We start from the raw sequence: 20,941 nt of genomic DNA on the forward strand, positions 1-20,941 counted from the left end.
CCAGCTTGCCAGCCAGCCTCAGGCCAGCTACTAACCATTAGAGATGGCTCTAGACCAGTCTGCCCTGCTCGCGCTCCTCGCGGAACTCAACCTCACCCATGTCCCCGACCGCATCCGCGTCGCGACCAAAACCCTCTGCCAAGAACTCATCGATGAGGAGGCCACCGCCCTCATCGGTGTCGGCCGTTTCGAGCGTTCCCAAGTCCGCACCACCCAGCGGAACGGCTCCCGCCCGCGCGTGCTGTCGACGACGGTCGGGGACCTGCACCTGAAGATCCCCAAGCGGCGCCAGGGTTCATTCTTCCCCGCGCTCCTCGAGCGCCGCCGCCGGGCGGACCAGGTCCTGTTCGTCGTCGTCATGGAGGCTTACCTCCACGGCGTCTCGACCCGGAAGGTCGACGACCTGGTCAAGGCCCTCGGCGCGGACACCGGGATCTCCAAGTCAGAAGTGTCCCGGATTTGCGCGTCTGGACCGGGAAGTCGCCGCGTTCCGCGACCGGGACCTCGGCGAGACCGGCTACCCGTACGTGTTCCTCGACGCTACGTATTGCAAGGCTCGCGTCAACCACCGCGTCATCTCCCAAGCCATGGTCGTCGCGATCTGGGTTGCCGCCGACGGGCGCTGTGAGGTCCTCGGCTTCGACGTCGGTTACTGCGAGACGGAGGCGTTCTGGACGAGCTTCCTCCGCTCGCTGAAGACCCGCGGTCTCGACGGCGTCAAGCTCGTGATCTCCGACGCACTGAGCTGCGGCGGAGATTTCGGACAGCGGACCTGGTGGTTTCTTCTACGCTGCCAGGGCTGGCTGTTGATAACCATGGTGGACTTCGTTGGGTCTGCGGTAGCCGAGCGCTGAGTGCCGACGTCGGCTGTTGTAGAAGCCTTCGATGTAGCGGATGACGTCGTTGCGAGCTTGGCTTTTTCTCGCGTACACGGTCCGGTAGATGCGTTCGTTCTTCAGTATTGAGAAGAACGATTCCGCAATGCTGTTGTCCCAGCATACGTCCGTATGGTGCCGACATCATGGGTCATCCCGGCATGGGAGATCGTTTTGTGGGCTGATGGGGTGCCCTCTGCCCGCTGTGGATCGGGCAGAGGGCCGTTGTTTAGTGTCCGCTGGTGTTGATTTTGCCGTTGACGCCGTCGGGGAAGAATCCGCCGGAGGTGGCCTTGTTGGGGGTGAGGTAGGCGATGTTCAGGACTTGGCCGGGGGTGCGGCTGAAGGCGAGCGCGTTCGCGTCCGTGGGGACCAGGTTGGACTTGTCGGCTGTGCCGATGCCTTGGTCAAGGTCCGTGGGTCCGTCGAGGCTGTCTCGGGCGTCGGAGATTTTCTGGACGGTCGGGTAGATCGATGGGGTCTCCACGCCGAGGGAGTAGAGGGTGGTTCGGATGATGCCTGCGTGGTAGGCCTCAACGGCGAGGAGGCCTGCAGCGGCTTCCAGGTAGGTTTTGTTGCTGATGAGGGGTGCGGCGCCTTTGTAGGCGGTCACTCCGACGTCTTCGAAGATGAAGGCGCCGAAGAGGAAGTTGACTTCGTTCTCGAACACGTCGAAGGTTTCGCCGGGGCCGATCAGTCCAGCGGCGAGGGCTGCGGCGGTGAAGCTGTCATCGAGGTTGAGCGTGGGCCTGGACACTGCGGCGCCACCGAGTGCGCTCCGGAGGAAGGCGACGTGGGATTTCTCGTCCGCCGCGATTTCTTGCGCGTACTTACGGATTGCAGGGGTGTCGAAGGGCACGGCGTAGCCGCCGCTGACGTCTCCTTGCTGGCCGCGCCCGGTGATCATGTCATCGGGCAGTCCGTTACCTGTGACGGCTTGGAGGTAGAACTCCGCCTCGAGGTATTCCAGGTTCAGGGCGAAGTTCAAAATTGCTGAATCGCTGGGCGCACCACCGTCATCTTTTCGTTCGGTGGCCAGGGCGGGTTGACCGGCGAGGAGCACCGCTGATCCGACACCGAATCCGGCGACTCCCGCTGCCTGGAAAAAACGGCGCCGGTCCAAGGCGTTTTCCGCGCTCCTGCTGATCGCGTTGGTAATGAATTTGTGCTCGAACATGAACGCTTCTCCAACCATCGTGTGTCAATGGCGGGCCGGGACCCCTGTCCGCACCCGAAACAGCATGGTGCGTCCAACCTCGCATCACAGCCTGAATGACTCCGACCCAGCGAACGTTACGCTCCGCCAGTGCGGCTTAGGGGCTCGCACAGGAATTAGTTTCAAGATACTGAAAACATCAAATAGGCGGCCCTCTCGGCCGGTCGGCCTAGCACCGGCTGCAACCCACCATGGTCCCAGCCTGACGTTCGGAACCTCGATGCACCCGGGGGGTGCTGTGACGCTCACGGTGGGCCGGCTCGGCTGACGCCTCATTCCGGACATCGGGCGGCTCCAGCGGCCCGGAAGATCCTCCCGGGTGCTGTCGACCCGGGCGAACTACGTGGTCACGGCAGTGAGTGAGCGAACGCCTCGTGGTATTCATCGACGATGCGCCGGGTTGCGGCCCCGATCGCCCGGTATTCGTTCTCGGTGAGATTGGCCAGAGAGACCCGGGCCGACGTGTCCACCACCTCGAATCCCTTGCCTGGTAGGAGCACGACGCCGGTCTCGACGAACACGGCGACGGGCTGCTGGCGGTCGCTGGCCCCGATGCCGTGATTATGCGCGGGCCGAAGTTGCGGGCATCCGACCACACGCACGTTGCCGAATTCACCGTCGCTGCCGGGCAGACAGTGGATTCCTCGATGACCTGGTACCCATCGCACCGCCAGTCACCCCCACGCAGCGTGGTGGATGACAGCCTTGCCGAGACCACCCGTTGGTGGCAGGACTGGGCATCCCGCTGTGTCGCCTCACCGGTCTATCACGACGAGGTGCACCGTTCGCTGCTCGTGTTACGCGCTCTCACCCACGAGGACACGGGCGGCATCGTCGCGGCTGCGACGACAAGCCTTCCTGAGTCGTTCGGCGGCCATCGAAACTGGGACTATCGCTACGTCTGGCTGCGCGATGCTTCCCTGACTCTGAACGTGCTGCTCAAGCACGGGTTCCATGCCGAGGCAGATTCGTGGCGCAAGTGGCTGCTCCGGGCGGTGGCAGGAGACCCGGGCGACGTGCAGATCATGTACGGCCTGTCCGGTGAACGTCGCCTCACGGAGAGGGAGGTGGACAGCCTGCCCGGCTACGGCGGAGCCTCCCCGGTGCGGGTGGGCAACGACGCCTGGCGCCAATACCAGGGCGATATCTTCGGCGAGGTCATGATCGCCCTGCAGGCCGCTCGCACACTCGGGGTGGCCGAGGACGAATTCTCCTGGCCTCTTCAGCGCGCTCTGATGACCTACGTCGAGGAAAACTGGCGGCGCCCCGACAATGGCATATGGGAGATCCGCGGACCGCAACGCGATTTCGTGTCATCCCGGGCCATGATCTGGGCCGCATTCGACTGCGCCGTGCACGCCGTCACCGATTTTGGGCTGGATGGCCCGGTGAAGCGCTGGACCCACCTGCGAGACGAGGTGCGTACCGAGATCGAATCGCGAGGTTTTGACGCAGCTCGGAACACCTACACGCAGTACTACGGCAGCACCGGGGTGGATGCCTCCCTGCTACTTCTCTCCCAGATCGGCTACGTCGGCGCCGATGACCCGCGGATGCTCGGAACCGTTGCGGCCCTCGAGGAGGAACTACTGCACGACGGACTGCTGATGCGCTATCGCACGGAATCGGGAGTAGACGGATTGCCCGCGGGCGAGCATCCATTCCTCGCGTGTTCCTTCTGGCTCGTGGAGCAATATGCGCGCAGCGGCCGAGTAGCGGACGCGCGCACCTTGATGGATCGACTCGTCAGCTTCTGCAACGACGTGGGGCTGCTGAGCGAGGAGTATGACGTGGCCGGTTCACGCCAAGTCGGAAACACTCCCCAGGCGCTCTCCCACCTCGCACTCGTGCGCGCGGCCGACGCCATCGCCGCGGCCACGCGCACGAGCCCCCAGGAATAGGTGTATGGAGTATCGTCGGAGCACAAGGTGGGTACGCCTATCGGAGCGTTTGCGACGAGGAGACGAACGTGACTACAGAATTCAGTACCGCCCGACAGGATGCCGCGAGCACGAGCGTCGGGGGTCGCCCGGACGGAACGGGACCCGCCCCGACAGTCACCCGTCGTCCGACCGGCGTCGAGCGCAAGGGCAATGTCCTTGTTCGCTGGATCACCTCGACTGACCACAAGGTGATCGGGTATATGTACCTGATCACTTCGTTCGTATACTTCTGCCTCGCCGGCGTGATGGCGCTGGTCATTCGGGCGCAGTTGTTCGAGCCCGGTCTGCAGGTTGTGCAGACCAAGGAGCAGTACAACCAGCTCTTCACTATGCATGGCACGATCATGCTGCTGATGTTCGCGACGCCGTTGTTCTTCGGCTTTGCGAACTCGCTGATGCCCCTGCAGATCGGCGCTCCTGACGTCGCGTTCCCGCGCCTGAACGCTTTCTCGTTCTGGGCGTTTTTCTTCGGCAGCCTGATCGCTGTCGGCGGGTTCCTGACGCCGCAGGGTGCGGCGTCGTTTGGCTGGTTCGCCTATCAGCCCCTCGCGAGTACGACGTATTCGCCCGGTGTCGGGGGGAATTTGTGGATGGTGGGTCTGGGGCTCTCGGGCTTCGGCACGATCCTGGGTGCCGTCAACTTCATCACGACGATCATCACGATGCGCGCCCCCGGAATGACGATGTTCCGGATGCCGATCTTCACCTGGAACACTCTTGTCACCTCGCTTCTGGTCCTGATGGCGTTCCCGGTGCTTGCCGCTGCGTTACTGGCTGCCGCGTCAGACCGGATCTTCCTCTCGCATATCTATGATCCGGCCAATGGTGGCGCTATTTTGTGGCAGCACCTGTTCTGGTTCTTCGGTCACCCCGAGGTGTACATCATCGCGCTGCCGTTCTTCGGCATCGTGACCGAGGTGTTCCCGGTGTTCAGCCGCAAGCCGATCTTCGGGTACAAGACGCTCATCTACGCGACCATCTCGATCGCGGCGCTGTCCGTCGCGGTCTGGGCCCACCACATGTACGTGACGGGCTCGGTGCTGCTGCCGTTCTTCTCGCTCATGACGATGCTCATCGCGGTTCCGACCGGCGTGAAGATCTTCAACTGGATCGGCACGATGTGGCGGGGGTCCCTGACCTTCGAGACGCCGATGCTGTGGGCGCTCGGCTTCCTCGTCACCTTCACCTTCGGCGGACTCACGGGCGTCATCCTCGCCTCGCCGCCGCTGGATTTCCACGTGTCAGACACGTACTTCGTCGTCGCGCACTTCCACTACGTCATCTTCGGCACCGTCGTGTTCGCCATGTTCAGCGGCTTCTACTTCTGGTGGCCCAAGTGGACGGGCAAGATGCTCAACGAGAGCCTGGGCAAGTGGCACTTCTGGTTCCTCTTCATCGGCTTTCACACCACCTTCCTCGTGCAGCACTGGCTTGGCGTCGTCGGCATGCCCCGCCGGTACGCCTCGTACTCGCCGGAGGACGGCTTCACCTGGATGAACCAGCTCTCCACGATCGGCTCGATGATCCTCGCGGTCTCGATGATCCCGTTCTTCCTGAACGTCTACATCACGGCGCGCAAGGCTCCCCGAGTCACCGTCAACGACCCCTGGGGCTTCGGAGCATCCCTGGAGTGGGCGACGTCGTGCCCGCCGCCGCGACACAACTTCACGTCAATACCGCGCATCCGATCGGAGCGCCCGGCCTTCGACCTCAACCACCCCGAGGTCGCCATGCCCGTAGTTGACCATTGAGTCGTGTTGGACTCATTCCGGACTACCCTTCGCTGACCACGCGCCGGGTCGCGGAATCATCGTGTTGTCGAACGAATACGCTGCACCCAGAGGGGTCCTGCCTGCGTCACACCATGGGCGGCTGTTCATCACCCATGGCAGACGCGCCCTTGTGGTTGTCCAGTCGACCGAACGTGCTGTCGAGTACGCTGGCCAACTTGTGCAGGGCTCCCGTGACGGCGCCGGTCACGGTCGAGGCGTTGTCGGTTGCCGCCAGGGGGTTTCCGCCGGCCGGACGGGCCTCAAGTGTGCAGCTGATGTCGTCGGGCGTTGTCCTGCCGGCGCTTTCGTCTTTGAGGTGGACCTCAATCCGAGTCAATCGGGGCTCGAACCGGGCCAGCACGGTGTCTACGGAAGCTTCGACCTCGCGCACGAGGTCGTCCGTGGCTTCAATGTTGCTGTCGGTGTTCACGAGAACCTGCATCGTTGCTCCTTCTGTGGTGGGACATCGGCTCCCAACCTTTCGGTCAGGGCCGTGCACGTCCCGCCCGTTCCCGCAGGCAGCTGTGATCGCTCTACCGAGGCGAGTCGTGCCATTCCAGTATGACGTCATCGGGCGGTGCGTCCTCGACGCCGAAGCGACCAGCGCGGTCCTCCGGACCGCGCACGGGGAACGCCGTCGCCGGGAGCGCTGTCGCGGAATGTCAGGTCAACAATTCTGAATTCCTTTGTGCGTCACCAGGAATATGCTGTCCCCGTGGCTCATGCGCTCCTGAAACGCGACCCGGACGGAACCCGGCTCATAAGCGATTCTGCCGAAGAGACTGCGCGGGGCTCCGCCTGGGTGAGCGGTCGCCGCGTCGGAGCCACTGGCTGGTCGGTCCAGTGATCCTCAGCTTTGGCGTTGTGCTTCTCGCGGCCATACTGATTTCCGGGATCGCGCATCGCACCGTGCTCTCCACAGCCGTGTTGTTCCTGGCGGCGGGATTCTTGCTCGGTCAGGGGATGGTCGGTGTCCTCGCGCTTCAGGCTGGGGATGACCAGGTGAGCGGAATCGCGCAGGTCGCGCTGTTCGTCGTGCTCTTCACTGATGGACAGCGGCTGAGCATCCGAGACCTGACCAAGGTATGGCGGCTGCCTGGACGCGCCCTGCTGCTCGGCATGCCGTTGACGTTCGCCATCACCGCGTTGCTCGGAGTGTGGCTTGTTGGCCTGCCATGGCTGGAAGCGCTGCTGATCGCGGCCGTGCTCGCCCCCACCGATCCGGTGTTCGCCTCGGCGATCGTCGGTCGGATTGAGATCCCGGAGCGGGTTCGCGGCCTGCTCAACGTGGAGTCAGGACTCAATGACGGGCTCGCCCTCCCGGTGGTTCTGATCCTCGTCGCGGCGATCGGCGGTCCGCAAGTCGACCCCGTTGTGCTGTCGCTCGAACTGGTCGGCGGAATCGTGCTGGGGATCATCGTTCCGCTCCTCGTCACACTCCTCCTACGCATCCGCTACCTCGCGGCGACACCGTTGTATGCGTCGCTCGGCCCAGCCGCGATCGCGATCATCATCTACGGCGTCGCCGTCGCGACCGGCGCCAACCTCTATCTCGCTGCATTCTCGGCGGGCATAACTATTGCGAGTGCATCGCCCGAACTTCGGGACGCCTTCATCGAGTACGGGGAGTACATCGCCGAGATCGTCAAACTGCTGGCCATCTTCGTGTTCGGTGCGCTCATCGCTCCGAGCGTCCTGGCGGATGTTTCGCCTCTCGGCTATCTCTTCGCCGTTCTGACCATCGTGATCGCGAGACCGCTCGCCGTGGAAATAGCTCTCCTGGGTAGCAAACTACCCTGGGAAGAACGAGCCACGGCGTCCTGGTTCGGTCCGAAGGGGTTCGCCTCCGTACTCTACGGACTGCTGGTGCTCGACAGCGGCAATGCAGACGCCGATCACCTCTTTCACCTGATCGTCGTCGTGATCTCCCTCTCGATCATCGCGCACTCGTCCACCGACGTTCCCATCGCCGGGTACTTCGCACGACTCGAGAAGAAGGAGGCTGCCCGGAACCTGGGCGGTGACCACAATCCGGCACAGACGCGTTAGTGCTTAATGAAGCGGCGGCCACCGGTGGCGGCCACCCGAATTCAGAGGGAGTAACCAGTGGACATTATTCAGGCGATCCTGAATGCGCTACTCACGGCGGCGTCAATGGCGTGGCAGATCCTCTGGCCGCTCGTGTTCGGCTTCACGATCTCAGGCATCATCCAGGCCGTTGTGCGGAAGGAACGGATCACCAGGCTGATGGCCGACGATTCCCCGCGAGCGATCAGCGTGGCTTCGATCCTCGGAGCGGCATCGTCGTCGTGCTCCTACGCTGCGGTGGCCCTGGCGCGGGCCCTGTTCCGAAAGGGCGCGAGCTTCACGTCCGCGATGGCATTCCAGATCGCGTCCACCAATCTTGTCCTGGAACTCGGCCTCATCCTTGCGTTCGTGATGGGCTGGCAATTCACCCTGGCTGAATTCGTCGGCGGTCCGATCATGATCATCCTGGTGGCGCTGGGCTGCCGGCTGTGGATGGGCGGCAGAATCGTCGACGCGGCCCGGCAGCAGGCAGAAAAAGGTGTTGCCGGTTCGATGGAGGGGCATGCCGCAATGGACATGTCGGTGCAGAGCGACAGGGGATTCCTGCAGCGCCTGTTCTCTTCGGCCGGGATGACGAGTGTTTCGCGGTTCTTCGTGATGGACTGGGCCGCGGTGCTCCGAGACATCGTCATCGGGTTGCTGATCGCGGGTGCGTTCGCGGCCTGGGTGCCCAAGGAATGGCTGCAAGCGATTTTCTTCCAAAACGACCCAACGCTGTCGTTCCTTCTCGGCCCGCTGATCGGCCCCCTGCTAGCCATGATCAGCTTCGTCTGTTCCGTCGGGAACGTTCCGCTGGCGGCTGTGCTGTGGAACGGCGGCATCAGCTTCGGCGGCGTCGTGAGCTTCATCTTTGCCGACCTGATCATCATTCCGATCATCCTGATCTACAAGAAGTACTACGGATGGAAACCGGCAGCACGGATCACCTCCATTTTTTACGGCGCCATGGTGCTGGCTGGGTACGCGGTCGAGTTGCTCTTCACTCCGCTCGGACTTGTGCCGGCCAATCGTAGTCTGAGCATCGTCGAAGCCGGGATCAGCTGGAACTACACGACGTGGCTGAACATTGCTGCCATCATCCTCGCCGGCGCCCTGCTGATCGTGTTCTTCCGCTCCGGGAGCCGGTCGATGCTGGCGATGATGGGCGGATCGCCCGAGGCCCAGGACGGGACTCCCGCCACGGATGAGGCCGCACCGGCTTAGGGGGAGAGGCTGGCATGATGCGCGGCCTCATGGTGCGCACTCGGGACTCATCCTGGTTCTTCCCGGAATGGCCGCGATTTCGGTCCGCGTTCATCTGTATTTCCGCTAGGACTCCCCGCGTATCTCCGGGCACGGGCATCCTCCACCTTCTGGCAGGATCAGCTGGCGTTTTTCGATCTGTTCGAAGTGCTCGTTGCATCCCGGAGTCCACCCCACAGGACCACCTCTCCGGCGGTCAGGGACGCGGGGACGTCGATGATCCGTTGGTTGCTGCTGCCCCGGAACTGCAGGTTCAGGTCACGTTTCGCGAGCTCGAACCGGCCGTCGACCAGGACGTCGATTCCGCGGAGCATGGCGAGCTTATCCGGGCTTCGAGCAACAGCTCCTCGAGGGTGTATCCGGTCGAGGACCACACGTCCGTCGACGAACCGAACTCCCGCCGGACCCGGTCGATCAGCCCGAGGCAGACCCCGGTGTTGAGAAAGGGTTCGCCGCCGAGAAGGTCAGGCCCTGGACGTACTCCTGGCCGAGGTAGGCCAGGATCTGGTCTTCGAGTTCCTGGCTGTATTCCTGGCCGTAGCGGAAGCTACAAGTGGCTTCGTTGAAACAGCCCTCGCAGGCGAACAGGCATCCGGACAGGTAGCTCGAACCATGCCACTTCTCTGTTTACGGAAATACCCACTCGTCAGCGAGCGTCTTTGTGGCCCTTGTTGAATTGTGGCCCTTGTTGAAGTCGGATGCGGCCGGCCCCTGGGACGCGCCGCTCTGGGCCGCCGGGGCTGTGCCTGGAGCTGCGACATTGCCGGGCGGAGGTCCTGGCGCAGCCACTCGTCGAAGAAGGTGTTGAGCGGTTGGCCTGAGGTCTTTTCCATCACGGCTTCGAAGTCTACCGTGGTCGCCGTGGCGCCCTTGTACCGGTTCAACCACAAGCGGGTGCCAGCGAAGAACGCCTTGTCGCCGACCTGCGCGCGCAACGCATGCAGTGCGACCGCTCCCCGTAGGTAGACCGGTGCCGCGAAGAGTTCGTCTCGACCTGGGTCTGCGATGTTGAGCGTCCAGCCGTTGTTTGCCTCCAGGTATGGCATCGCGTCGGCAAACTGCGCAGGAATCGTTGCGGTGCCTTGATGCTGAGCGCACAGCCATTCGATGTAGGTGGCCAGCCTTCATTCAGCCAGATATCCTTCCAGCCAGAGGGCGTCACCGAATCGCCGAACCATTGGTGCCCGAGTTCATGGACCACTGTTGCTTCGTCCGCGACCTGTGAGTAAACAGGCGGGGTTTGAGTCTCTAGGGCGTAGTCGACTGAATCGTCGACAGTCGGGGTTTGACGGCGTGTTAAAGCGAGGTCCTCGCCCTAACTCAAGCCACGCCGACGCAAACGTCCTTACGGCTTGATCAGAGCGTTGACCGCTGGCGGCCCGAGGTTGCTCTACTCTGGCACCCTCGGCTTCCTCGCCGGGGCGGAGTCCTACTCCGACGTTCAGCGACGCTTCGAGGCGTGAAGCGATCCTGTGCGTGCTTGGGGGACGGGGAATCGCGGAGGTGTCCCCTGGCTGTGTTCAGGAAGGCATTGTCGAACGATGGTCAGCGATACCACTTGCCGGCGAGTGGATCCTCGCCTGGGTACGTCGGAAGTGAGTAGCCGGGGCTCCAGAACGGCATGACTCCGTAGTAACCGTAGGTATTTTCGTAGAATTCCTTTTGGTTCACGAGTTCTGGGTCGTACGTGGGTGCTCCGGCGATGTGCTCGGCGGACTGGCTGATGTGGACTTCGTCCTGGGTGATCTTCGTGATCGCATCTATCGGGATGAATGATTTGGCTTCTCCAAGTCCCAGGAAGCCGCCGGAGGCCACTTCAAGGAATCGAATCTTGTTCTCTTTTTCATCCAGGAGCAGCGCGTCGATTTTCCCGAGGGGTTGGTGGTCTTTGTCGAACACTCGCCGACCTCGAATGTCATTTTCTCGCTCGGCGACGGTTTCGTCACTGTCCTGTAGCCTGACCAGCTTGTCGAAGTGCGCATCTGTCATTTTCCCTATCCGTTCCGGCGGTGTGCCGCCTTGTCTTGCGTTGGCTGTTGGTTCGCTTTCATTCGGGAGGCGGAGTGGCAGGTCCAGTCAGGCCCTGTCAGGATCGATGGCGTTACCACCCGCGTCGATCTCGGATGTGGTTCAGGTCGTGGACGCCGCGTAGATCCGCTCGACAGAGGCGGCCAGCACGGCGTCGAAGTCGGCGTCCGATTGTTGGGCGGTGAGGCCTTCGAGCAGAGCGCGGCTGAAGCTGGCGCTCAGACCATGATTCCCGGCCAGCAAGCGGCACGCCTTCGTCTGAGGGTAGCCACCAGAAAGCGCCACCACTCGAAGCACCATCGGATGGTCAATCAGGTCGGAGTAGAAACCGGCTACCGTCGGGATCGACAGCTTGAGGATCACCGGCTGGTCGGTGGAGAGCCCGTCGAGGGCTGCGAGGGCATCGGCTTTGAGGAAGTTTTCGGCCTCGGCCTTGTCGGGAGCGTTCACGTCGACTTCGGGTTCTAGGATCGGCACCAGGCCGTGGGCCAGAATCTGCCCTGCGACGGAAAACTGTTGGTCGACGATCGCCTGGATTCCGGCGGGGTTGGCTTCCTTGATCACGGAACGCATCTTCGTACCGAACATCGTGCGCTCAACCGCACGTGCGAGGAGGGGTTCCAGCTTGGTGAGTGGCTTCATCAACTGGACACCGTCTACCTCGACGGCGAGGCCCTGGTCGACCTTGACAAACGGCACGATGCCCTTGGCGGTGAGGTAATCACCCGTCCGCTGGCTGCCGATGGTGCGGTCCATGGTCTGTTCGAACAGGATCGACGCGAGAATGCGGTCGGATGTGAAACCTTCTGCGGTCATCACGCGGGCGCGCATCTGATGCATCAGGTCGAACATCTGCTCGTCGGTACTGTAGGACGACGGGTCTATTCCATAGAGCTTCAGTGCGCCGCCCGTGCTGCCGCCGCTCTGATCGAGCGCTGCGACGAAGCCGACTCCGGTGTTCATTCTTTCTGCTTGTTCGGTATTCAAAGTCCCTCCAAAGGTTGTGGACTCCATTTCAGTCTAGTGAGCAGCGATCCTCGTCTGAGTCGAGTGGCGGAGGGCGGTTTGTCCGCCACTTCTGTTCTGGTCTGGTCGCCTGAGCATCGCCGCAGGCGCGTTGGTCGACGGCGGCCTTAGGGCAGTCTGAGGGTGTCGAGGGTCGCGCGCAGGGTATGAGCCGAGTGCTGGAAGAGCTTCTGCTCCGCGTCGGAGAACGGCACCTCGATCACCCGGGACACGCCGCCGGCATTGACGACCGCCGGAACAGAGAGCGCAACCCGGCTTATGCCGCGATAGTCGGTGAGCAAGGAACTGATCGGAAGTATGGCGCCCTCGTCTCGCAGCACGGCCTCCACGATCCGGGCGCCGGAGAGTCCGATCGCATAGTTCGTAGCGCCCTTGCCTGCGATTACCCGGTATGCGGCGGTCTTGACGTCCTCGGTGATGGCCGCGAACTCGGCCTCAGAGAACTTCGCCCGGTCGTCGGATGCTGGCGAGATATCGTCCTTGACCCATTCGGAGAGGGAGATCGGACCGATGCGAGCCTGAGACCAGAGCGGGAATTCCGAGTCGCCGTGTTCGCCGATGATGTCGGCATGTACGTTGGCAATCGCGACGCCGACGCGGTGCGCGAGCAGCCAGCGAAGCCTCGAGGAGTCGAGGACGGTGCCTGAGCCAAAAACCCGTGCCGACGGGAGCCCGCTGAAATGAAGGGCCGCGTAAGTGACGATGTCGCACGGATTGGTCACGATCATGAACGCGGCGTCCCGCGCTCGTTCGACGAGTGTGGGCATCAACTCACGCAGGATGCCGACGTTGACAGCGGACATATCGAGACGCGATTGCCCGGGGTGCTGCCTGGCTCCTGCGGTGATCACGACCATGTTCGAGCCCGCGATCGCGTCGAGGTCCGCCCCGCCGGACACGCAGGAGGCGCCGGTGAACTGCGTGCCGTGGGCGAGGTCGAGTACTTCGGCTTCGACCTTGGGCTTGTTGATGTCGTAGAGCACCACCTCGCGGGCTGATTGCCGGATCAGCGCCGCGTAAGCGAGCGAGGTACCGACGGTGCCCGCTCCGATGATGGCCAGTTTGGAATTCTCGATTGCACTCATGAATCCACTCTCCTCCTTCGCGGTTTCCTCCGTCGCGGCGAATTGTAGGTCACCGGATGTCGCTGCATCCTTGATGCATGGAAACACTGCCGATCGGCCGTATCGCTCGTCTCGCTGGCCGATTTCCGAACCGCAGATGTAGCATGAAGGAGCGATCCCGTCCACCGATTGTGATGGGTCATGTGTGCACTCTCGATGTGAACGCGTTTATGTCTCGGTCGCTCATCCAGTGAACCAGGCTCAGTAGCGAGCAGTTCATGACCCGTTTGAGACCGAGGGAATCCATGGCCGATGCAACGCACGAATCCACCAGCATGTCCAAAGTGCCACAGTCCGGTGAACCCGCCGAGGTCTCGCCCGCTGCCGAGGTCTCGGTCCGGCGCTGGAATGAGCTGAAGCGCGAGTACAACCTTCGCCACACGACACTCGAGAGGTTCACGGAGCCGATTGCACCGGCTGACGAGCCGGGGCTCTTGCCGGCGCCGGGTGATTCTCCCAGTTAAGCCACCATACCGAAATTCATTGCACCGGCTAAAACCTTGTTTTTGTGCAACACTTGCATTAGAGCATCATTTGCGGAGGCGTACAGCCGGTTTATTCCGGCCTCGGCACCGAACGCGATTCACGTACACGGCGTGCGTCGCAGGTGGTCAACTCAGGGAATTGGAGCATGATGAGGACGCGAGCCCGGGAATGAGCACGGACAAGACCACGAACGCTGCGGCCGATTCGGCGACGTTAAAGCCCGACCCGGCACACGACCTGAAGTCGCTCCCGATGGCTGAGGTCCAGAAGCGGCTCGGCAGCTCACCGGACGGGCTGACCCAGTCAGAGGCCGACACACGCCTGGCAAAGTACGGTCCGAATGAGATCGCCGAGCATACGACGAACCCGCTTCTGAAGTTTCTTTCCTACTTCTGGGGCCCGATTCCGTGGATGATCGAAGTGGCCGTGGTTCTGTCCGGAGTGGTCGGGCACTGGCCCGACTTCTTCATTATCCTGGTGCTTCTCATGGCGAACGCTTTGGTCGGGTTCTTCGAGGAGCGCCAGGCCGGAAACGCCATCGCCGCCCTGAAGGACACGCTCGCTATGAATGCCCGGGTTCGACGTGACGGCGCCTGGGTCACGCCCGCCGCCCGTGAGCTGGTGCCGGGAGACGTGATCCGGCTGCGGCTGGGGGATATCGTGCCCGCGGACGCCCGACTGCTGGAGGGCGACGAGATCGAGGTCGACCAGTCTGCGCTGACCGGCGAGTCACTGCCCGTGACGTGCGCGGCCGGGGATGCGGTGTTCTCGGGTTCGATCGTGCGCCGCGGCGAGATCGGCGCCCTGGTCTATGCCACCGGCACTCACACCAGCTTCGGCAAGACGGCCGGTCTGGTGCAGGACGCCCACACCGTCAGCCACTTCCAGAAGGCCGTTCTGAAGATCGGCAACTACCTTATTCTCCTCGCTCTCGCGTTGGTAACCGTGATCGTGGTGGTGTCGACCCTGCGCGGCGACCCGATCCTGACCACACTGCAGTTCGCGCTCGTTCTCACGGTGGCGGCTATCCCGGTGGCGATGCCGACCGTGCTGTCGGTCACCATGGCGGTCGGTGCACGGCTGCTAGCCCGGGAAAAGGCCATCGTCAGCAAATTGGTGGCGATCGAGGAACTCGCCGGCGTGGACGTCCTGTGCGCGGACAAGACGGGCACCCTCACCCGCAACGCGCTGACCCTGGATGACCCGTTCAGCCTTGACGGTGTTTCGGCCGCGGATATTGTGCTCGCGGGTGCGTTGGCTTCCCGTGCGGAAAACGATGACCCGATCGACCTCGCCGTCCTCGGCGGTCTCCCGGAGAAGACCTCGATGGATTCCTACACGGTCACGCATTACCAACCCTTCGATCCGGTTCACAAACGCACCGAAGCCACCGTCACCGACGACCGGGGTACGACGTTCAGAGTCACCAAGGGCGCGCCCCAGGTCATCCTCGCTCTTGCCGACAATTCCGCGGACATCACCTCCGCCGTTGACACCGCTGTGAATGACTTCGCCGCACGCGGCTTTCGTTCTCTGGGTGTGGCCCGCGCCGAGGGAGAGGGAACGTGGCAGTTCCTGGGGGTCCTTCCGCTCTTTGACCCGCCGCGCGAGGATGCCGCGTCCACCATCGCCACAGCGAAGGCGATGGGTGTGACTGTGAAGATGGTCACCGGTGACGCGATCGCGATCGCGAAGGAAACCGCAGCCAAGGTCGGTCTCGGCACGAACATTCTCGACGCGTCCGGGTTGGGCGACGTGAAGAAGGAGGAGACCGCGGCGGTCGGGGAATCCATCGAAACAGCTGATGGGTTCGCTCAGGTCTTCCCCGAGCACAAATACCACATCGTCGACGTGCTTCAGAAGCGCGGGCACATTGTCGGGATGACGGGAGACGGTGTCAACGATGCGCCTGCGTTGAAGAAGGCGGACTGTGGTATCGCAGTCTCGGGAGCGACCGACGCCGCCAGGGCGGCGGCCGCTATCGTTCTGCTCACCCCGGGTCTCTCGGTGATCATCAAGGCGATCGAGGAGAGCCGCCGGATCTTCCAGCGGATGAACTCCTACGCCATCTACCGCATCGCGGAGACCCTGCGCGTGCTTTTGTTCATGACGGTGTCGATCCTGGTCTTCAACTTCTACCCTGTCACCGCGATCATGATCGTGATGCTCGCCATCCTGAACGACGGGGCAATCCTTTCGATCGCCTACGACAACGTGAAGTATCGGAAGGCACCCGAGGCGTGGAACATGCGTCTGGTCCTGGGCATCTCGACCGTGCTTGGAGTTGCCGGCGTTGTCTCCGCCTTCGGGCTCTTCTATCTGGCCGAGAATGTCTTCCACCTCGATCGCGACCACATCCAAACCCTGATGTACCTGAAGCTTTCGGTGGCGGGGCATCTCACGATCTTCCTGACCCGCACCCGCGGTCCATTCTGGTCGATCCGACCGGCCCGCATACTGTGGGTGGCGGTCCTGGGAACCCAGGCCGTTGCGACCCTCATCGCCGTTTACGGGCTCTTCATGACGCCACTCGGCTGGGGCTGGGCCGCCTTCGTGTGGGGCTACGCGATCGCCTGGGCGCTTGTCAACGACCGCATCAAACTACTCGAGTATCGCATCCTCGACACATCAGGGAAGAAAGGCACGGCGGGCCGTGCGCTCACACAGTCGGCCGCACACTTGTCCGACGCACCGGAACCCCAAGTCGCCTCCACGGATCCGAGCACAGAAGGCGCCGCACCGCGAGAAACGAAGGGCCAGTCATGAAGATAAAAACAAGTGGCTTCCGCGTCGAAGCAGGAAAGAATGCGGACCTCGCCAAGCGCGCAACGGATGTTGGGGATGTCTCGGGGCCGACACAACGCATAAACAGGTCTTGCCTCGGCGTATCAAAAAGCTGAGCGAGCTGCAGCGGTTGCACTACGCCTCGGTGCACTACTCCGTGTTGGTGATCTTCCAGGGCATGGATGCGGCAGGAAAGAATGGAGCGATCCGACACGTCATGTACGGGGTGAACCCCCAGGGCTGCCAGGTCTCCAGCTTCAAACAGCCCAGTAGCGAGGAACTCGAGCACGACTTTATCTGGCGTCCGACCCGCCGCGGGCCGGATCGGCCCCTTCAATCGCTCATACTACGAAGAAGTTCTCGTCGCGCGGGCGCACCCGGAGATTATGCACGGCGAGGGTATCCCGGCCGAACTCATCGACGAGTCGTCCATCTGGAGAGAACGGCATCGCTCGATTGCGGACCTCGAGGCGCATCTGAGCCGCAAGGGGACGATGATCGTCAAGATCTTCGTGAACCTTTCGAAAGAGGAACAGGCGAACGGATTCCGCGAACGCATCGACGTTCCCGAAAAAAACTGGAAGCTCACTCTCTCGGATATTCACGAACGGGAGTATTGTGACTCCCATTTGTCGGCTTACGAGAAATGCCTGACAGTCATGAGCACCAGGGACAGCCCCTGGTACGTGGTGCCGGCGGACAGTGAGAAGAACGCCCCGCTCGTTCTGTCCCAGATCATCGGGGACACGAGCGCAACAGGGAACTGGCTACTATCCGCGCTGAACTCTGAAATGCATAGCGGGCACGGAGAACTGAGACACAAAAAAAGAGGTAGCGTTTTTGGTTGTGTTCTACGGAAACGGTTGGGGGTCCGAATCCCTCCAGGGGCACCATAGACGGCTTACTCGAACCATCACCCCCTTCCGCGGCGGTGAGCAGATCGTCTACGGTTTACCAATGTTCTTGACGGTCTTTTGCGCTGCGTGTGGGCATGGGCAGTACATGCGCGGTCCTTACGGTCGTCGGTGCAGTAAGAGGAGTAGCCAAGCTTCCCAAAATCAGCCGAATCGGGCGCATTCGGCTAACGGTCAGCATTCGTACAGCCGATACATAGGTGTGGAATAAATGTGGACTTCGTTCTCTAAAAGCCTCGCACCCCAGTAATGGCCTCGCGAGAATTCGGAATCAGTGGGTTCCGGGTTCAAGTCCCGGGGGGTGCACCAAGAAAGCTAGATCAGCAAAGGGTTCCGTTCTCACGAACGGGGCCTTTTTTGTTGTAGTCATCATTTAGTCATGACTGCGACAGGGGCAGGTCCGCCGGAGTCATGATTCGACCATGACTTTCACTGCTCACGACCGCACGCGACGAGGAATATTTCTTGCCGGAGCAACGCATAACGCTCTAGAACGGGGTCGGGTCGTCGGGTGTGGGGTCGAGGTTCCAGACATCGACGAACGGGGCCGGCGGTTTGGGTACGGGCTTGGGATGTTTGGGTGGTCTCATGTCCGCTGAGGGTTCCACGATGTAGCGGTACCCGGCCGGGGACGTCCATTCGATGCGGCCGTCGCCGAGGTGTTTCGGCGACCACCTCGTGTAGCTCTTCACGGCGTGGTGATACGGGCAGAGATGGGCGAGGTTCATCGCGTCCGTCTCACCGCCGTGCTGCCACTCCACGCTGTGGTCCAGGTCTGAGCGCTTCGCGGAGCGCCGGCACCCGGGGAAGGTGCAGGTTTCATCCCGCACCTCAAGCCATGTCTTGAGCGCGGCTGGCGGTTTGTAGGTGTCGCGTCCCATGGAGAGCACGACCCCGGTCTCGGGGTTGGTGAGGAGCCGGGTGAAGCTCGGCGCCCCGGCCGCGAGACGCCGGGCGGTGTCGGGGTCGATGGGTCCGTACCCGGCCAGATACCCGGGTTCCTCGCTCGTGCCCAGCAAGGTCAGCACGGGAACGGTGACGTTGACCTGCGCGGCCACCCCGGCACCGAGACCGTCCGGGGTGACCCCGCTGAGCAGCACGTCGGTGAGCACGTCTGCCGCCAGCTGGGTCAGGGTGCGGGTTTCCTCCGGCCCTGCAGGCAGAGCGCCGTGTCGAGGGTGCGGTGGTAGGCGGCCTGCACCTTCTCAGCGTCCCCGGTCACAGACAACGACGCCATCCCGTCGTTGAGGGCCTGGAACACCACGTGCCGGTCTTCGACACTCTTCTGGTGCCTCGCGGTGATGGTTTCCGGGTGGGTGCGTTCCCGCACCCGCCGGGCCCGGTCGGACAGCTTCGCGACGGTGAGCACTTCCGCGTCGGGCACGAGGACGTTCTCGAACACGGCGCGGGCCCGCGCGGCCGCCACCGGGTCATCATCCATTCGGATGCCCCAGGCCTGCTCCATGATCACCTGCGCGTGCCGGTAACTGATCGCCCCGGAGGACAGGGCTTCGCGTGTTGCGGGGAGGTCTTCGGCGAGGGTGCGGCTGGCTTCGATCAGGGTCTCCGCCGTGCGCCGCGGGAGCCGGAGCAGGGCGCAGACCTCGCAGGTGAACTCCTCCTTCGTGGCTTCTTCCGGCGACCACGGCATTCGTGGCCCACCGGCGCGTTCTGCGGCTTCCGCCCGGGCCCGGCCGACATCGGCCAGCACCCGCTGCGCGGCATAGATCGCGGCCGCCCGGCGAGCGGTGGCCCGGTTCATCTCCCGGTCCGCCTCCCGGATCGCGTCATACACCTCGGGCAGGGACGGCTCCACCAGGCTCAGGTGCCGGGGATTCAAATACGAGTCGGGAGGGGTCCCGGGCGGGGGCTCCGCCGTGCTGTCTACCGCGCTTTCCGGGTGAGGTTCTGAGGTATTTTCAGCTGTCATGCCGGTCACTCTACGGAGGACCACCGACATTCCACCGGCATCCGCACGCCCGCAAATCACCTGTGGATAACCCCGGTCAAAGTCGATTTCTGTGGACAATTTCTCCCCAAACGCGAGTGTCGATCGTGCTCGCGAGGCACGGGCGCAGACTGACTGCCATCTGCGTCAGGTACGTTGAGCGGTATGGGTGTCCGCGCGACGGTCGCGCAGACCACGACCGACGTCGCGGAATCGGTTGCACACACCCGCACCGTCCTGTTCCTGACTGTGGTTCCCCGAGTCGCTCGGGTGGCCACCAGGATGACGGTTGAAATCCAGATCGCGCGGTTGCCACGGAACACCCTCGTTGTGAGGCTCGACGCCCAGCTCCTATTCGTCTACACGCCATTCATGAACCTCTGGTTCAGCTCGACGCCCATCGGGGCCCGTGAATGGGGCCTCGCGGATCGCAGTCCCATGACCGGCTGCTGAGCTCACTGCGGCATAATCAGGAACGCAGAGACGCGCGCGGGCGAGAAGGAACTCGTCCTGATCGGTCGCAGGGGTGGGTCCGGCAGGCGCGGTTGCCAGGTTTGCGCCGGTCAGTCTTTGCATCGAGGGGGAGGTCCATGGCAATTCGAATCACCAGCACGTCAACGAAAATCGGCTACCTGACGAGCGGTTGCGTTCTCGTCATTCTCGGATCGGCCATGACGATCGGTCTCCCGCTACCTGTTGAGTCCGTCGTGGCCGGCGCACTCGCGCTGGTTCTGGTCATCTTTGCCGCGAGAACCTTTCGCGCAGAGGACGAACCGGTCGAACAGAGGCGCCCGTGGTGGAAGATGACGGCGCACCGGACATCCGGTGTCGTCTTTGCGCTCCTGTTCGATTCCCAGGCGATCTAGGTGCTGATCGCTTTCGTCAGTCTGCCGGAAACGGCGGGCCTGATAGTTCCACTGGTCACGAATGCCTTGATCGCGACGAGGTTCGCCTTTTCGCCGATGCGGCTGGGAGTAGCATCACGCGCGACCGCGTCGCTTAACCAATAAGGCCGCCCATATCGGTACCTGAGGCCGCCCGGCGCCTCGCCCACGTCACCGCTTTCTTGAGTGAGACCACCCTGTCGCTGCGCACAATGGCATACACTCATCGAGGGGAACCAAACAAACGGGGAAACCGGTTTTTTATTGGATGGCATCGGCGTTCGCTGAAAGGCGCATCGCCGGCGTCTGTGTTGTGGGGGTCGGTGAGCACGGAGTCGAACTCACTTTCGGCCGGTGCCGAGCTCTCCGCAAAGACATCTGGGGGGAAGTTTGAAACAATCAACACGCGCGCAGCTGGTGGACATTTCAACAGCACTCGTGATCGCCGGTTGCGTATTCGTGCCGCTCTTCTGGCTCGGCTACGCAGTGGGACCGATCCTCGGTATTTCGGTGCTCTTGGCCGTCGGCGTCCTGATGATTCGGTCGGCGCTCAGACCGGCACCCAACCCAGAGGCACTGATTGAGCCGGAGTGAGGGTTTCGGACCGGGAT

Annotated in this window: 18 protein-coding genes, 1 tRNA gene and 5 pseudogenes; 11 read left to right on the forward strand and 13 right to left on the reverse strand. The window is 62.7% G+C overall.

Annotated features, from left to right (window positions below; translation table 11 throughout):
- Positions 1-43: 43 nt before the first annotated feature.
- Positions 44-740, forward strand: a pseudogene (locus RCH22_RS02670) (IS256 family transposase); the annotation flags it as partial.
- A gap of 45 nt (positions 741-785) precedes the next feature.
- Here the strand turns inward: RCH22_RS02670 and RCH22_RS02675 are convergent.
- From RCH22_RS02675 to RCH22_RS02685, 3 genes and pseudogenes are all read right to left on the reverse strand, one after another.
- A pseudogene (locus RCH22_RS02675) lies at positions 786-998 on the reverse strand (integrase core domain-containing protein); the annotation flags it as partial.
- A gap of 106 nt (positions 999-1,104) precedes the next feature.
- Positions 1,105-2,052, reverse strand: coding sequence for a ferritin-like domain-containing protein (locus tag RCH22_RS02680; RefSeq protein WP_322137445.1), 948 nt, complete (start codon positions 2,050-2,052; stop codon positions 1,105-1,107).
- A 386-nt stretch (positions 2,053-2,438) separates the two neighbouring features.
- Entirely contained in the window at positions 2,439-2,693 is a 255-nt protein-coding gene (locus tag RCH22_RS02685) for a hypothetical protein (RefSeq protein WP_327012730.1), read from the reverse strand.
- On the opposite strand from RCH22_RS02685, the pseudogene RCH22_RS02690 reads away from it, so the two are divergent.
- Positions 2,622-3,992: pseudogene (locus RCH22_RS02690) on the forward strand (glycoside hydrolase family 15 protein); the annotation flags it as partial. The gene RCH22_RS02685 and the pseudogene RCH22_RS02690 sit on opposite strands and share 72 nt — an antisense overlap.
- A gap of 209 nt (positions 3,993-4,201) precedes the next feature.
- On the forward strand, positions 4,202-5,785 hold the full coding sequence (ctaD, locus tag RCH22_RS02695; protein ID WP_327015438.1) for a cytochrome c oxidase subunit I: 1,584 nt from the start codon (positions 4,202-4,204) through the stop codon (positions 5,783-5,785).
- A gap of 106 nt (positions 5,786-5,891) precedes the next feature.
- Here ctaD and RCH22_RS02700 read toward each other — a convergent pair whose 3' ends face one another.
- Entirely contained in the window at positions 5,892-6,248 is a 357-nt protein-coding gene (locus RCH22_RS02700; RefSeq protein ID WP_327012731.1) for an HPF/RaiA family ribosome-associated protein, read from the reverse strand.
- 401 nt (positions 6,249-6,649) lie between these two features.
- Between RCH22_RS02700 and RCH22_RS02705 the strand changes: the two genes are divergently transcribed.
- Together RCH22_RS02705 and RCH22_RS02710 are read left to right on the forward strand one after the other, a co-directional pair.
- On the forward strand, positions 6,650-7,855 hold the full coding sequence (locus RCH22_RS02705; RefSeq protein ID WP_327012732.1) for a cation:proton antiporter: 1,206 nt from the start codon (positions 6,650-6,652) through the stop codon (positions 7,853-7,855).
- 57 nt (positions 7,856-7,912) lie between these two features.
- The gene (locus RCH22_RS02710) at positions 7,913-9,097 is read left to right on the forward strand and encodes a permease (protein WP_327012733.1); all 1,185 of its coding nucleotides are present in this window, start codon (positions 7,913-7,915) and stop codon (positions 9,095-9,097) included.
- Positions 9,098-9,255: 158 nt separating this feature from the next.
- Here RCH22_RS02710 and RCH22_RS02715 read toward each other — a convergent pair whose 3' ends face one another.
- From RCH22_RS02715 to RCH22_RS02750, 7 genes and pseudogenes are all read right to left on the reverse strand, one after another.
- On the reverse strand, positions 9,256-9,450 hold the full coding sequence (locus RCH22_RS02715) for a 4Fe-4S cluster-binding domain-containing protein (protein WP_327012734.1): 195 nt from the start codon (positions 9,448-9,450) through the stop codon (positions 9,256-9,258).
- A pseudogene (locus RCH22_RS21115) lies at positions 9,390-9,682 on the reverse strand (4Fe-4S cluster-binding domain-containing protein); the annotation flags it as partial. The pseudogene RCH22_RS21115 and the gene RCH22_RS02715, both read right to left, overlap by 61 nt.
- Positions 9,601-10,071 (reverse strand): hypothetical protein, encoded by a 471-nt coding sequence (locus RCH22_RS21120; RefSeq protein ID WP_369125294.1) that lies wholly within the window; start codon positions 10,069-10,071, stop codon positions 9,601-9,603. The pseudogene RCH22_RS21115 and the gene RCH22_RS21120, both read right to left, overlap by 82 nt.
- Positions 10,017-10,337 carry a M1 family aminopeptidase gene (locus tag RCH22_RS21125; protein ID WP_369125295.1) on the reverse strand — a complete coding sequence of 107 codons (321 nt, stop codon included), beginning with the start codon at positions 10,335-10,337 and terminating at the stop codon, positions 10,017-10,019. Before RCH22_RS21125 ends, RCH22_RS21120 begins: the two co-directional genes overlap by 55 nt.
- A gap of 344 nt (positions 10,338-10,681) precedes the next feature.
- A complete protein-coding gene (locus RCH22_RS02740) occupies positions 10,682-11,125 on the reverse strand; it encodes a PRC-barrel domain-containing protein (protein WP_327012735.1) in 444 nt (147 codons plus the stop codon).
- Positions 11,126-11,266: 141 nt separating this feature from the next.
- Positions 11,267-12,151, reverse strand: coding sequence for a fructose bisphosphate aldolase (locus RCH22_RS02745; RefSeq protein ID WP_369125296.1), 885 nt, complete (start codon positions 12,149-12,151; stop codon positions 11,267-11,269).
- A gap of 146 nt (positions 12,152-12,297) precedes the next feature.
- The gene (locus tag RCH22_RS02750; protein ID WP_327012737.1) at positions 12,298-13,275 is read right to left on the reverse strand and encodes an L-lactate dehydrogenase; all 978 of its coding nucleotides are present in this window, start codon (positions 13,273-13,275) and stop codon (positions 12,298-12,300) included.
- A gap of 693 nt (positions 13,276-13,968) precedes the next feature.
- Here RCH22_RS02750 and RCH22_RS02755 point away from each other — a divergent pair.
- The 3 genes and pseudogenes from RCH22_RS02755 to RCH22_RS02765 all read left to right on the forward strand — a co-directional run bounded on the left by RCH22_RS02755 (position 13,969) and on the right by RCH22_RS02765 (position 17,807).
- On the forward strand, positions 13,969-16,566 hold the full coding sequence (locus tag RCH22_RS02755) for a plasma-membrane proton-efflux P-type ATPase (RefSeq protein ID WP_327012738.1): 2,598 nt from the start codon (positions 13,969-13,971) through the stop codon (positions 16,564-16,566).
- 163 nt (positions 16,567-16,729) lie between these two features.
- Positions 16,730-17,480, forward strand: a pseudogene (locus RCH22_RS21130) (PPK2 family polyphosphate kinase).
- Between the two features lie 256 nt (positions 17,481-17,736).
- A tRNA-OTHER gene (locus RCH22_RS02765) sits at positions 17,737-17,807 on the forward strand.
- 179 nt (positions 17,808-17,986) lie between these two features.
- Here RCH22_RS02765 and RCH22_RS02770 read toward each other — a convergent pair.
- Both RCH22_RS02770 and RCH22_RS02775 read right to left on the reverse strand, forming a co-directional pair.
- Positions 17,987-18,610, reverse strand: a complete 624-nt coding sequence (locus RCH22_RS02770) for an HNH endonuclease signature motif containing protein (RefSeq protein WP_327012740.1) — start codon at positions 18,608-18,610, stop codon at positions 17,987-17,989.
- Between the two features lie 17 nt (positions 18,611-18,627).
- Positions 18,628-19,428, reverse strand: coding sequence for a DUF222 domain-containing protein (locus RCH22_RS02775; RefSeq protein ID WP_327012741.1), 801 nt, complete (start codon positions 19,426-19,428; stop codon positions 18,628-18,630).
- Positions 19,429-19,611: 183 nt separating this feature from the next.
- Here RCH22_RS02775 and RCH22_RS02780 point away from each other — a divergent pair, with 183 nt between their 5' ends.
- From RCH22_RS02780 to RCH22_RS02790, 3 genes are all read left to right on the forward strand, one after another.
- Positions 19,612-19,899, forward strand: a complete 288-nt coding sequence (locus RCH22_RS02780; RefSeq protein ID WP_327012742.1) for a hypothetical protein — start codon at positions 19,612-19,614, stop codon at positions 19,897-19,899.
- 137 nt (positions 19,900-20,036) lie between these two features.
- On the forward strand, positions 20,037-20,312 hold the full coding sequence (locus RCH22_RS02785; protein WP_327012743.1) for a hypothetical protein: 276 nt from the start codon (positions 20,037-20,039) through the stop codon (positions 20,310-20,312).
- Between the two features lie 435 nt (positions 20,313-20,747).
- Positions 20,748-20,924, forward strand: a complete 177-nt coding sequence (locus RCH22_RS02790) for a hypothetical protein (protein WP_327012744.1) — start codon at positions 20,748-20,750, stop codon at positions 20,922-20,924.
- Positions 20,925-20,941 lie beyond the last annotated feature (17 nt).

Origin of the sequence: Cryobacterium sp. GrIS_2_6 (genome assembly GCF_035984545.1) — a bacterium.
Classification (GTDB): domain Bacteria; phylum Actinomycetota; class Actinomycetes; order Actinomycetales; family Microbacteriaceae; genus Cryobacterium.